At 74.3% G+C, this 11,885-nt stretch carries 13 protein-coding genes; 6 read left to right on the forward strand and 7 right to left on the reverse strand.

Going from position 1 to position 11,885, the window contains the following annotated elements:
• Positions 1-18: 18 nt before the first annotated feature.
• Positions 19-534, reverse strand: a complete 516-nt coding sequence (locus tag IR170_RS01410; protein ID WP_193660930.1) for a 2'-5' RNA ligase family protein — start codon at positions 532-534, stop codon at positions 19-21.
• Complete coding sequence (locus IR170_RS01415) at positions 534-2,045, reverse strand: cryptochrome/photolyase family protein (protein ID WP_193660931.1); 1,512 nt, start codon at positions 2,043-2,045, stop codon at positions 534-536. The genes IR170_RS01410 and IR170_RS01415 overlap by 1 nt, the downstream gene beginning before the upstream one ends.
• 108 nt (positions 2,046-2,153) lie before the next feature.
• On the opposite strand from IR170_RS01415, the gene IR170_RS01420 reads away from it, so the two are divergent.
• The 4 genes from IR170_RS01420 to IR170_RS01435 all read left to right on the forward strand — a co-directional run bounded on the left by IR170_RS01420 (position 2,154) and on the right by IR170_RS01435 (position 5,473).
• Positions 2,154-2,891 (forward strand): dienelactone hydrolase family protein, encoded by a 738-nt coding sequence (locus tag IR170_RS01420; protein ID WP_193660932.1) that lies wholly within the window; start codon positions 2,154-2,156, stop codon positions 2,889-2,891.
• A 45-nt stretch (positions 2,892-2,936) separates the two neighbouring features.
• Positions 2,937-4,214: an alpha/beta hydrolase gene (locus tag IR170_RS01425; RefSeq protein ID WP_193660933.1), complete on the forward strand. Its 1,278-nt coding sequence runs from the start codon at positions 2,937-2,939 to the stop codon at positions 4,212-4,214.
• A gap of 165 nt (positions 4,215-4,379) precedes the next feature.
• Positions 4,380-4,748, forward strand: a complete 369-nt coding sequence (locus IR170_RS01430) for a response regulator (RefSeq protein WP_056864320.1) — start codon at positions 4,380-4,382, stop codon at positions 4,746-4,748.
• 47 nt (positions 4,749-4,795) lie between these two features.
• Positions 4,796-5,473: a class I SAM-dependent methyltransferase gene (locus tag IR170_RS01435; protein ID WP_228943106.1), complete on the forward strand. Its 678-nt coding sequence runs from the start codon at positions 4,796-4,798 to the stop codon at positions 5,471-5,473.
• On the opposite strand, the gene IR170_RS01440 is transcribed toward IR170_RS01435, so the two are convergent.
• From IR170_RS01440 to IR170_RS01455, 4 genes are all read right to left on the reverse strand, one after another.
• The gene (locus tag IR170_RS01440) at positions 5,444-6,538 is read right to left on the reverse strand and encodes a prenyltransferase (protein ID WP_193660934.1); all 1,095 of its coding nucleotides are present in this window, start codon (positions 6,536-6,538) and stop codon (positions 5,444-5,446) included. The two genes, IR170_RS01435 and IR170_RS01440, sit on opposite strands and share 30 nt — an antisense overlap.
• Positions 6,531-7,256, reverse strand: coding sequence for a class I SAM-dependent methyltransferase (locus IR170_RS01445; RefSeq protein WP_193660935.1), 726 nt, complete (start codon positions 7,254-7,256; stop codon positions 6,531-6,533). The genes IR170_RS01440 and IR170_RS01445 overlap by 8 nt, the downstream gene beginning before the upstream one ends.
• On the reverse strand, positions 7,243-8,538 hold the full coding sequence (locus tag IR170_RS01450) for a glycosyltransferase family 4 protein (protein ID WP_193660936.1): 1,296 nt from the start codon (positions 8,536-8,538) through the stop codon (positions 7,243-7,245). The genes IR170_RS01445 and IR170_RS01450 overlap by 14 nt, the downstream gene beginning before the upstream one ends.
• A gap of 81 nt (positions 8,539-8,619) precedes the next feature.
• Entirely contained in the window at positions 8,620-9,657 is a 1,038-nt protein-coding gene (locus tag IR170_RS01455; RefSeq protein WP_319804853.1) for an NAD(P)/FAD-dependent oxidoreductase, read from the reverse strand.
• A 100-nt stretch (positions 9,658-9,757) separates the two neighbouring features.
• On the opposite strand from IR170_RS01455, the gene IR170_RS01460 reads away from it, so the two are divergent.
• Positions 9,758-10,312, forward strand: coding sequence for a DUF1707 SHOCT-like domain-containing protein (locus tag IR170_RS01460; RefSeq protein ID WP_319804854.1), 555 nt, complete (start codon positions 9,758-9,760; stop codon positions 10,310-10,312).
• A complete protein-coding gene (locus IR170_RS01465; RefSeq protein ID WP_319804855.1) occupies positions 10,309-11,040 on the forward strand; it encodes a potassium channel family protein in 732 nt (243 codons plus the stop codon). Before IR170_RS01460 ends, IR170_RS01465 begins: the two co-directional genes overlap by 4 nt.
• On the opposite strand, the gene IR170_RS20155 is transcribed toward IR170_RS01465, so the two are convergent.
• Complete coding sequence (locus IR170_RS20155; RefSeq protein ID WP_319804856.1) at positions 11,025-11,720, reverse strand: response regulator transcription factor; 696 nt, start codon at positions 11,718-11,720, stop codon at positions 11,025-11,027. The two genes, IR170_RS01465 and IR170_RS20155, sit on opposite strands and share 16 nt — an antisense overlap.
• Positions 11,721-11,885: the final 165 nt, after the last annotated feature.

Genomic DNA, 11,885 nt, shown 5'->3' on the forward strand with positions numbered 1-11,885 from the left:
CCCCGGGACGGCGGGTCCTCAGCGGGCGAGGTCGGTGACCTCGCCCGCGTCGGGGTCCCAGTGGCGCAGCGACGCCAGCCGCAGCTCCAGGGCCGCGTCGTGGTCGCCCAGGGCCTCCAGGGCCCGGGGCACGTCGGACCGGTCGAGACCCCGGGCGAGGGTCAGGTGGGGCACCCAGCCGTGGTGGCGGCGCTCGGGCACGTGCACCCGCACCGCCAGCACCCGGCGCACCACGTCGTCGCTCAGCTGCACCGGGCGGGCCAGGGCCACGCGGCCGCCCCCGCCGCCGAGGAGCAGGACGCCACCGACCACGGCCGTCACCGGCAGCAGCGAGCCCAGGCGCGCCGTCGCCACGTCGAGGGCGTCGCTCGACAGCGCGGGGGCCTCCACCACGCTGACGTGGGCGGCGTTGGAGGCGCCGCGGTGGTCGAGCTGGGAGGGCAGCCCGGCGTCGCGCAGGGCCTGCCACTGCCGGCGTACGGCGGCCTGGCCCGCCTCGTCGGGCAGCAGCTCGAGGGAGTGCAGCCGCGCCATCAGGACAGCCACCGGTGGGCGCGCCGGGTGTGGGCGGCCTTGGTCGACGGGTCCAGGCCGTCGTAGAGGTTGGCGATCATGCGCGAGCGGGCGTTGCCGGCGAAGACGTCGTGGTGGTCGCGCACGAAGGTCCAGTAGAGCGCGTCCCAGTCCTCGCGCCACTCCCCCGCCGGCAGGTCCGACATCTTGCGCAGGTAGTTCGACCCCGACACGTAGGGCTTGGTGGTGATCGCCTCGCCCGCGGCGAACTGACTCATGGCGTAGACGTTGGGCACCATCACCCAGTCGTAGGCGTCGACGAACATCTCCATGAACCACTCGTAGGCGGCATCGGGCTCGGCGCGCAGCAGGCACATCGCGTTGCCGAGCACCATCAGGCGCTCGATGTGGTGGGCGTAGCCGTGGGCCAGCACCCGCTCCAGCACCAGGTCGACCGGAGCCAGCCCCGTGCGCGCGGTCCACCAGCCCTCGGCCAGCGGCCGGGTGTGGGCCAGCCGGTTGCCGCTGCGCATGCGGCGCCCGTGGACGACGTAGGTGGCGCGCATGTACTCGCGCCAGCCGATGAGCTGGCGCACGAAGCCCTCGAGGGAGGCCAGCGGCACCTCCTCGGAGGACCCGACGTCGAGCGCCCGCTCCAGCACGTGGGCCGGGGTGACCAGCCCGATGTTCAGGCCCGGGGTCAGCAGGGCGTGGAACACCCACGGGTGCTCGCGGGAGATCGCGTCCTCGAAGGGCCCGAACTCGGTGAAGCGCTCGGCGAGGAACTCCTCCAGCATCGCCTCCGCCTCGTCGTGCGAGGTCGGCCAGGCGAAGGCCGCCGCGTCGCCGGGGGCGTCGGGGAACTCCTCGCCGACCCAGGCGATGGCGTCAGCCACGGCCGGGTGCCGCTCGGGCCCGCCGTCGGCGCCGGGCCGGGCGACGGCGGGCACGGGGTGCTGCTTGGGCAGCTTCTTGCGGTTGTCGGCGTCGAAGGACCACTGGCCCCCGACGGGCTGGTCGCCCTCGACCAGCACGTCGAGACGGCGGCGCTGCCAGGCGTAGAAGTGCTGCATGCGCGCGGTCCGGCCGCCGCTGCCGACCTGCTCGTCGACGTCGGCGCGGGAGGTGAGGAAGCACGGTGTCTCCAGGACGTCCTCGGAGCGCAGCTCGTAGCCGTGGTCGGCCAGGGCCGCGGTGAGGTCGCGCGAGAGCCAGTCGTCGACCACGTCGTAGACGCTCACCTGCGTCGGGCGCAGCCGGTCGAGGCAGTCGACGAGCCGGTCGTGGCTCGTGGCGGAGGCGGAGGTCTCGACGTGCTCGACCTCGTGGCCGGCCTCGCGCAGCCGCTCGGCGAAGCGGACCATCGAGGCGCGGTGGAGCACCAGCTTCTGGGCGTGGAAGCGGTACTGCCGGAAGAGCAGGTCGTGCTCGAGGAGCACGAAGACCGTGCCGGCCGGAGCGTCGAGGTGCGCGGCGAAGAGCTGGTGGGGCAGCACGAGGCGCACGTGGCGCGACGGGTCGGTGTCCGGCATGCACCGACCCTAGGCAGCACCGCTCTGCCCGGGGCTCCCCCCTCGGGCCGGACCCTGCGGCGCCGTGGGCCCCACCCGCCCGGCCCCACGGAGGCCATACTGCCGGTCATGACCCTCCTCGACTCCTGGACCCTCGGCGAGCACACCGCCGACGGCACGACCCACCCGACCTACCGCAAGGGCAGCGGCCCCGGCGTCGTGGTGATCCACGAGATCCCTGGGCTCACCCCGCAGGTCATCGCCTTCGGCGAGGAGGTGGTGGCGGCCGGCTTCACCGTCGTCATGCCCCACCTCTTCGGCACGCCCGGGGCCCCGATCGGAGCCCGCTCGGTCGCCGGGGCCTTCCGCCAGGTGTGCGTGAGCCGGGAGTTCACGAAGCTCGCCACCGGGGAGACGACCCCGGTCGCCGGGTGGCTGCGCAGCCTGGCCCGCGACCTGCACGCGGAGCTGGGCGGGCCGGGCGTCGGCGCGCTGGGCATGTGCTTCACCGGTGGCTTCGCCCTGGCCATGATGGTCGACACCTCCGTCGCGGCGCCCGTGGTCTGCCAGCCCTCCGCACCCTTCCCCGTCGGCCGCCGCCGCGCGGGCGACGTCAACCTCTCCCCCTCCGACCTCGCGGCGGTGCGCGAGCGCGTCGCCGGCGGCTGCCAGGTGCTCGGCGTGCAGTACGACGGTGACGTCGCCACCGGCACCCGCTTCGAGACCCTCACCCGCGAGCTGGGCGAGGGCTTCGTGCGCATCGACCTGCCCGGACGCAAGCACGCGACCCTGACGCTGCACCGCGACCAGGGCGCGGTCGACCGCGTGCTGGGCTTCTTCGAGGACAAGCTGCGGCCCGCCCCCTGACGAGACCCGCCCCGCGGGCGGTTACCGATCGTTAACATCGGGGCCATGCTCTTCCGGCTCCGCCAGCTCCTGACCGCGGCGCTCGTCGCCAACGCGCTGCGCCCGGTGCCGGGCTTCAGGACGGCCGTGCCGGTCTTCCTGGCCGGCTGGGGCACCAGCGAGCTCGCCCCGCACCTGCTCGCGGCCACGGCCGCCGACACCGCCCGCCACGCCCGTCGGCGCGGGCTGACCCGCACCGGCGCGCTGCTGGCCCTCGCCAACGCCGCCGGCCTGGCCTGGATGCTGCGCACGAGCGCGCAGGCGCGCGGGGTGGCCGACCGCGCCCTGGTCGACGCCCTCGGCGTCGACTACCTCGACGAGATCGACACCGAGGTCCCCCGCGACGTGCGCGTGCCGTGGCGGCGGCTGCTCAACCCCTTCCGCATGCGCGAGCCCGGGGTGCACGTGGAGCGCGACATCGCCTACGACGACACCCTGGGCCGGCGCGGCCTGCTCGACGTCTACACAGCCGTCGAGCGCCCCGCCGGCCTGCCCGAGGGCGGCGCTCCCGTCCTGGTGCAGGTCCACGGCGGCGGCTGGACGCTGGGCGCCAAGGACACCCAGGGCATCCCGCTGATGCAGCACCTCGCCGCCCGCGGCTGGGTCTGCGTCGCCCCCAACTACCGGCTGGCGCCGCAGCACCCGTTCCCGGCGCAGATCGTCGACGTGAAGAAGGTGCTGGCGTGGGTCCACGAGCACATCGCGGCCTACGGCGGCGACCCGTCGTACGTCGCGATCACGGGGGGCTCGGCCGGCGGCCACCTCGCCGCGCTCGCGGCCCTGACGCCCGGCGACCCCGCCTGGCAGCCCGGCTTCGAGGACGCCGACACCTCCGTGCAGGTCGCGGTGCCGCACTACGGCGTCTACGACCTGGCCGGGGCCACCGGCCTGCGCAGCGCCGTGCAGATGCGCGACCGCTTCCTCGGACCCCGGATCCTGCGCCGGCGCTGGCGCGAGGACCCCGAGCCCTTCGAGGCCGGGTCGCCGCTGCTGCGGGTGGGGCCCGAGGCCCCCGACTTCTTCGTCGTGCACGGTCGCCTCGACAGCCTGGTGCAGGTCGACCAGGCGCGGCTCTTCGTCGAGGCGCTGCGCCGGACCTCGCGCCGCTCGGTCGTCTACGCCGAGCTGCCGGGCGCCCAGCACGCCTTCGACGTCCTGCCCTCGGTGCGCTCGGTGGCCGTCGTGCGTGCGGTGGACCGCTTCCTGCACTGGCACTGGGCCCGCCACCGCAGGGCGCTGGCACCGGCCGTGGCGGCCGGCGAGGAGGACTCGCGACCCGCGTGACCCGTGACACGTCACCGATCGACGGGCACCCGTCTGACCAGGCGTCTTCACGACCTCTTCACGGGTGGCTCGACACTTCGACGTGACGAGTCAGGCGACCGGTGTCATGCTCGTCTCAGGGGGGCGGTCTTCCGCCGAGAAACGTCTGGACGAGGGAGGGCCGGCATGGCCAAGGTGTTGGTGGTCGAGGACGAGAGCGACGTGCGCGAGCTGCTGTCGACGGTGCTCGAGATGAACGGCCACGAGGTCGAGAGCGTGCCCGAGTCGTGGAACGCCATGGTCGAGGTCAGCGCCGGCTCCTTCGACCTGGTCGTGATGGACGTCAGCATGCCCGGAATGAACGGCCTGGAGCTGGCCCGGCTACTCAAGGCGCAGCCCTCGGCGGGCTCGCCGCAGATCCTCATGGTCTCGGCCCGCTCCTCGCGCGACGACATCGCCGCCGGCCTCGCCGCCGGCGCGGACGCCTACGTCACCAAGCCCTTCAGCATCGGCGACCTCAGCCGCCGCGTCGAGGACATGCTCGCCGCGGTGTGAGCCCCACCGGCTCCGCGGCCCCACCGGCGCGGCGCTAGCCTCCAGCGGTGCCCACCACCGCGCAGGACCCGACCGGAGCCGACTGGCAGCACCACGCCCGGGCGGCGAAGGGCTTCATGCCCCTCGACGAGGGGCTGCTGCTCCACCGCCGCGCCCTCGAGCGCCTGCCCCACGGGCCGGTGCTCGAGGTCGGCACCTACTGCGGCAAGTCGGCGATCCACCTCGCCGCCGCTGCCCGGGAGGTCGGTGGGCCGCAGGCGGTGGTCTTCACGGTGGACCACCACCGCGGCTCGGAGGAGAACCAGGCCGGCTGGGAGCACCACGACGCGAGCCTGGTCGACGCCGAGACCGGTCGCATGGACACGCTGCCGGTCTTCCGGCGCACCCTGGAGCGCTCCGGGCTCGAGGACCTCGTCGTCGCGGTGGTCGGGGCCAGCACCACGGTCGCGCGCCACTGGCGCACCCCGCTGTCGCTGGTCTTCATCGACGGCGGGCACGCCGAGGAGCACGCCCAGAACGACTACAGCGGCTGGGCGCCCTGGGTCGAGGCCGGCGGGCTCCTGGTGGTGCACGACGTCTTCCCCGACCCCGCCGACGGCGGCCAGGCGCCCTGGCACGTCGTGCAGCGGGCGCTGGCGGGCGGTGCCTTCAGCGAGGTGGAGACCGTCGGCTCGATGCGGGTGCTGCGGCGCGACTCAGGACGGGCGGGCGAGCCGGTCGGCTGAGTCGGGCGACGGGCACCCGCACTCCAGCGCGATCTCCGCGAAGTGCGGGGCCAGCGACGTGCCGCGCATGATCCCCGAGCCCGGGGTGGCGTGTCCGTAGGTCTCCCCCAGCGCATCGACGGCCAGCAGCACGGCGGCGGCGGTGTAGGTGGTCTGCTCACCGGGCCAGTGGACGTCGTCGCCGAAGACCCAGCCGGTCCAGTAGCTGCCGTCCTCGTGACGCAGGTGCTGCATGTCGCCCAGCAGCCGCAGCGCGCCCCCGTGGTCGCCGACCGCGTCGAGGGCGAGCACGAGCTCGCACGTCTCGGCGCCCGTGACCCACGGGTTGGTGTCGACGCAGCGGATGCCCAGCCCGGGCACGACGAAGTCGTCCCAGCGCGAGGCGAGCAGCGCCGAGGCGGCCGGCCCTCGCACGGCACCGCCGAGGACGGGGTAGTACCAGTCCATGGAGAAGGTGGACTTGTCCAGGAACAGGTCGCGGTGGTGGCGCACGGCGTGTCCGAGCCGGCCGCCGGCCAGCTCCCACTCCGGCTGCGGGTCGTCGAGCAGCTCGGCGAGCGCGACGCCGGCCCGCAGCGACTGGTAGACGCTCGACGACCCGGCCAGCAGGGCCCCCTGGTCGTCGGGGGTCCAGTTGAGGCCGCCGAAGGGCAGCTGCTGGGCCACCACCCAGTCGAGCCCCGCGCGCACGGCCGGCCACAGTGTCGCGACGTACGCCGCGTCGTGGCGCACGAGCCAGTGGTGCCACAGGCCCACCGCGAGGTAGGCGCTCATGTTGACCTCGCCGCGGTCGTCCTCGACCTGCCCGGCGACGATCTTCATCGGCCAGGATCCGTCGGCGCGCTGCCAGCGCGGCACCCAGTCGTACGCCGCCTCGGCGGCCTCGACCTCGCCGCCCACGAGCAGCGCCATCGCGGCCTCCACGTGGTTCCACACGTCGACGTGCTCGCCGGTCGTCCACGGGATCGCCCCGTCGGGCTCCTGCATCCGGGCGATGCTGGCCGCGGTCTGCGCCACCTGGCCCGGGCTGAGCACGCCGTCGACGTGCGGCAGCCGCTCAGACATGCGCCGCCGACGGCTTGCGGAAGTAGAGCACCATGCTCTTGCCGATGAGCGGGTCGAGCACCCGGCCGGCCACGCGCAGCGCACGCGGCTGCTTCATGATCTCCCACACCAGCAGCCGGTGGTAGGCCCTGGCGAGGGGGTGGTCGTCGTTGCGCACGCCGACGGCGCACTTGATCCACCAGTAGGGCGAGTGCAGGCCGTGGGCGTAGTCCTTGCCCTCGAAGGCCAGCCCGGCGTTGGCGAGCTTGCCGATCAGCTCCTTGTCGGAGTAGATGCGGATGTGGCCGCCCGGGACGTTGTGGTAGTCGTCGGAGAGCTTCCAGTTGACGACCTCGGGGAACCACCGCGGCACCGAGACCGCCAGGGTGCCGCCGGGCCGCAGCACGCGCACGAGCTCCTCGATGGCCTGGATGTCGGCCGGGATGTGCTCGAGCACCTCGGCCGCGACGACGCGGTCGAACTCCCCGTCGGCGAAGGGCAGCTGCAGGGCGTCGCCCTCCTTGACGTCGGCCTCGGCGCCCTCGGGCACCTCACCGGCCTCGCGCATGGCCACGAAGAGCTCGCGCACCCCGGCCAGCTCGTCGGCGTCCTGGTCGAAGGCGACCACGTCGCCGCCGCGGCGGTACATCTCGAAGGCGTGGCGACCGGCGCCGCAGCCCATGTCGAGCACGCGGTCGCCGGGGCGCAGGCCCAGGCGGTCGAAGTCAACGGTCAGCACGTGCGTTCCTCCTGCTGCGGCGGCCCTTGCGGCCGGTGGACGGCATGGGCCCCTCGGCCCTCCAGGCGGCGACGACCTCGTCGTAGGCCTCGGCCACCGTGGCCGCGACCGCCCGCCAGCTGAACATCTCCTCGACCCGTCGGCGCCCGGCGGCGCCCATCCTCGCGCGGCGCTCGGGGTCGTCGAGCAGCGCGGCCAGGGCGGCCTCGAGCTCCCCGACGTCGCCCGGGGCGACCAGGTCGGCGCACTCGCCGTCGGGTCCCACGACCTCGGGGATGGCGCCGGCCCGCGAGACGACCAGGGGCGTCGCGCACGCCATGAGCTCGGCGGTCGGCAGCGAGAAGCCCTCGTAGAGCGAGGGCACGCACGCGAGCTCGGCAGAGCCCATCAGCCGCACCAGCTCCTCGTCGGAGACGCCGTGGACGAAGGAGACCGCGTCTCCGATCGCGAGCCGGTCGATGAGCTGCTCGGTGCGGCCCCCGGGCTGAGGACGCGTCACCAGCACCAGCTCGAGGTCGCGCTCGGTGCGGAGCTTGGCGAAGGCCTCCAGCAGCGTGGCGATGCCCTTCATCGGGGCGTCGGCGCTGGCCATGGCCAGGATGCGGCCCGGCACGCGCGGCTCGGTCGGCGGCACGAAGACGTCGTCGACGCCGAGCAGGATGGTCTGCATGCGGGCGGGGTCGACGCCGAAGTCGGTGGCGATGTCGCGCCGCGAGGTCTCCGAGGGCGTGAGGATCCGGCGGGCGCTGCGGGCCACGCGACCCTGCATCCGCAGGAAGCCGTACCAGCGGCGCAGCGTCACCTTGCGCCACGGGTGCGTGGCGCCCTCGAGGTCGATGCGGCGGTCGAAGGTGATCGGGTGGTGCAGCGTGGTGATGAGCGGCATGACCTGCTCCACGTCGAGCATGCCGTAGCCCAGCACCTGGTTGTCGTGGGCGATGTCGAACTCGTCGGCGCGCTCGCGCAGCAGCCGCGCCACCCGCGTGCTGAAGGTCTTGGGCTCGGGGAAGCCCGCGGCGCACATCGTGGCGAACTCCTCCACGTCGACCCGGTCGCGGAACTCGCGCAGGTGGGGCACGCGGAAGGGGTCGGTCTCGCGGTAGAGGTCGAGGCTCGGCACCTTCGTCAGCGCCACGCCCGGGTCGAGCTCGGGGTAGGGCTGGCCCGAGAAGACCTCGACGGTGTGCCCCAGGGCCACCAGCTCGCGCGAGAGGTGACGGACGTAGATGCCCTGGCCCCCGCAGTGCGGCTTGGAGCGGTAGGACAGCAAGGCCACCCGCATTCGTGTCCCGACCCTTCTCGACGACGACGCGCGACCCGGCGGGCTACGCACCGGTAGCCTAGACGGACCCGGGGCCGCTCCTCAGCCGAGGGCGCTGGAGTGGCCGGGGAAGGTCGAGGCGGCCGGGTCGATCACCACCGCCGCGTTGTTGACCGCGGTCGCCGCCTCCCCGAAGCCGGTGGCGATCAACCGGACCTTGCCGGGGTGCTCGGCCACGTCGCCGGCGGCGAAGACCCGCGGCAGCGACGTGCGCATGGCCGCGTCGACCACCACGTGGCGCCGCTCGACGCCCAGTCCCCAGCCCTGGAGCGGACCGAGGTCGGCGACGAAGCCGAGCGCCGCCACCACCGCCTGGCACGGCAGCGTCAGCACCTCGCGCGTCCCGGCCCGGGCCTCGCCCCGCGCGACGTCGACCTCGGCCAGCGGCCGGCCGGCCTCCCCCTCGACCGGTCGCAGCGCGACGACCTCGGCGTCGGTCAGCACGCGCGCCGAGGAGGCCCGCACCTGCGCCACGGTGCGCTCGTGGGCGCGGAACGCCGTACGCCGGTGCACGAGGGTGACCGACCGGGCCACGGGCTCCAGGTGCAGCACCCAGTCGAGCGCGCTGTCACCGCCGCCGACGACCACCACGTCGCGCCCGGCGTAGGGCTCGCTGGTCGGCACGAAGAACTCCAGCCCGCGCCCCAGCCAGCCCTCACCCGCCGCGAGGGGGCGCGGGGCGAAGCGCCCGATCCCCGCCGTCACCAGCACGGCGCCGGCGCGCACCTGTGTGCCGTCGTCGAGCCCGACCACCACCTCGTCCTCGCCGTGCACCAGGGTCGAGGCCGTGCGTCCGAGCAGGTGCACGGCGTCGGCGCCGGCCGCCTGCTCGACCAGGGCGCTCACCAGGTCGCGTCCGCGCACGGCGGGGAAGCCCGCGACGTCGAGGATGAGCTTCTCGGGGTACATCGCGGTGACCTGGCCGCCGAGCTCGGGCAGGGAGTCGACGAGAGCCACCCGGAGCCCACGGAAGCCTGCGTAGTAGGTCGCGAAGAGGCCCGTCGGGCCGGCGCCGACGACGACCAGGTCGCAGGTCACGACGGCCCCTGGGGTCGCGGCGTTCCCGTCGGTCGAGGTCACGGTCCGATGGTCCTCCCGTTCGCCGTGTCGCGCCAGCGACCTCGCGCCGGGCCGCACGGACCGGCCGGCTCCCCCGTCGGGCGGGCCTAGGATGACGCGCGTGGATGTCTCCGGGGTCTGGTCGTCGTTCGCCCACGACCCGCGCCTGCCCGAGCACGCGGCCCTGCGCGCCTCCGACCGCGACCGCTCGGTCGTGCAGGACGTGCTCGCGGAGGCCTACGCCGACGGGCGTCTCGACCCGGCCGACCTCGAGGAGCGCTCCGCGAGGGCCTCCGGGCTCCGCACGCTCGGGGAGGTGCCCCCGCTCCTCGCCGACCTCCTGCCGCAGCGGCCCGTCCTGGAGGTCGCGGGGCCGGGCGTCCCCGCCGGGCGCCCCGGTGCGCTCACCCCGGCCCAGATCCACGCGCGGGCCGTGGCGGCCTACGACGCGGAGCGCCGCCAGGCGCTGCTGGGCTTCCTCGGCCCGACCCTGGTCTGCTGGGTGGTGTGGGCCTCGCTCGGCCTCGGCGGCCCGGGCTTCGACCCCGCCTTCCCGTGGCCGGCCATCGTGATGGCGGCGACGTTCGTCAACTACGCGCGGGTCCTGCTGACCCGCGAGGAGACGGTCGCGTCGGTGACCCGCAAGCTCGAGCGGAAGCAGGCCCACCTCCCGTGAGTCGGGAGCGCGTCACGCGGCCGACCCCGGGCGGCGAGGTGGACCCCGACGACCGGCACCGGCTCCGGCCCGTGCTCGGCGACCAGCCCTCGGGGGTGCTCCTCGGCGCCCAGCTGGTGGCGATCCTGGCCTACCCGTTCCTCGACGGCAGCGTCGTGGGGCGCGCGCTCATCGGCGTGGTGCAGATCGCCGTCGTCGGCCTGGCGCTGTGGGCCGTGCGCCGCACCCCGGCGCTGAACTGGATCGCCCTGGTGGTGGGCGCCCCGGCGATGGTGTTCACCGTGCTCGAGGCCGCGACGCCCGACACCGCCTGGGTGGTGCTCGTCTCGGCCCTGCTGCACGCACCGTTCTACTTCTACGTCTCCTACAGCATGATCCGCTACCTCTTCCACGACGACCGGGTGACCCGCGACGAGCTCTTCGCCACCGGCGCGGCCTTCACGGTCGTGGCGTGGGGCTTCGCCTACGTCTACGCAGCCCTCCAGGTGGTCTGGCCGGGGTCGTTCGTCGGCACGGGCCCGGCGCAGGACCGCGCGTGGTTCGAGCTGCTCTACCTGTCGTTCTCGACCCTCACCAGCGTCGGCCTCTCCGACGTCGTGCCCGTGCTGCCCCACGCGCGCTCGTTCGTGATGATCGAGATGCTGGCCGGCGTGCTCTACGTCGCGCTGGTGGTTGCGCGCCTGGTGGGGCTCACCGTCAACCGCGGCGCCCGTCAGGACGGGTCGTAGACGTAGCCCGAGCCGTCGACGGTGCGGATCCAGCTGCGCTTGCTGCCGGCGCGGCGCAGCTTGCGCCGCAGGTTGCCGACGTGGACGTCGACGAGGAAGTCGGACTCGATGAACTCGCCCTGCCACACGGTGCGCACGAGCTCACCACGCGTCCAGGTCTCCCCCGGCCGGCTCGCGAACGCCGCCATCAGGTCGACCTCCGCCGGGGTCAAGGGCAGCGGGGCGCCGTCGAGGGTGGCGGTGTGGGCGCTGGGCAGCAGGGTCAGGCCGCCGCCGGCGTCCATGCTGAGCGGGGGCGCCTCGACCGCCGAGCGCGCCCGACGCAGGAGCGCCGCCACCCGAGCCCGGACCTCCTGGGCCGAGAAGGGCTTGGCCATGTAGTCGTCGGCGCCGACCTCGAGCCCGATGAGCCGGTCGATCTCGTCGCTGCGACCGGTGATCATCATGATGAAGGCGTCGCTGAACTCCCGCAGCCGGCGACACACCTCGGTGCCGTCCATGTCGGGCAGGGTGAGGTCGAGGGTCACCAGGTCGGGCGACAGCTCGCGCACCAGCTCCACGGCCCGCTCACCGCGGTCCGTGGCGTGGACCTCGAGCCCGGTGCGCTCGAGCACCATCACCAGCGTGGCGCTGATGTCGGGGTCGTCCTCGACGACCACGACGCGCTGACCCTTCGACACGCTCGACCCCCTCGACTCGACGTCGGTGCCACGCTATCGCGTCGTCCGGAGCCGCGTCGCCGCACCCGTGCACCGGGTCGGCGCCCGCCGCGCGAGGGGCGGCCCGGTGGCCGAACGGGGGATGCGGCAGCGGCCGACGACTTCCTAGGTTGTGACACGCGAGGC

This window comes from Nocardioides kribbensis, assembly GCF_015070375.1.
Taxonomy (GTDB): Bacteria; Actinomycetota; Actinomycetes; order Propionibacteriales; family Nocardioidaceae; genus Nocardioides; species Nocardioides kribbensis.

What these genes read in the sequence shown, in the direction of transcription:
- IR170_RS01410 (WP_193660930.1), bottom strand. Translation starts at nt 534, where the DNA reads ATGGCGCGGCTGCACTCCCTCGAGCTGCTGCCCGACGAGGCGGGCCAG.
- IR170_RS01415 (WP_193660931.1), bottom strand. Translation starts at nt 2,045, where the DNA reads ATGCCGGACACCGACCCGTCGCGCCACGTGCGCCTCGTGCTGCCCCAC.
- IR170_RS01420 (WP_193660932.1), top strand. Translation starts at nt 2,154, where the DNA reads ATGACCCTCCTCGACTCCTGGACCCTCGGCGAGCACACCGCCGACGGC.
- IR170_RS01425 (WP_193660933.1), top strand. Translation starts at nt 2,937, where the DNA reads ATGCTCTTCCGGCTCCGCCAGCTCCTGACCGCGGCGCTCGTCGCCAAC.
- IR170_RS01430 (WP_056864320.1), top strand. Translation starts at nt 4,380, where the DNA reads ATGGCCAAGGTGTTGGTGGTCGAGGACGAGAGCGACGTGCGCGAGCTG.
- IR170_RS01440 (WP_193660934.1), bottom strand. Translation starts at nt 6,538, where the DNA reads ATGTCTGAGCGGCTGCCGCACGTCGACGGCGTGCTCAGCCCGGGCCAG.
- IR170_RS01450 (WP_193660936.1), bottom strand. Translation starts at nt 8,538, where the DNA reads ATGCGGGTGGCCTTGCTGTCCTACCGCTCCAAGCCGCACTGCGGGGGC.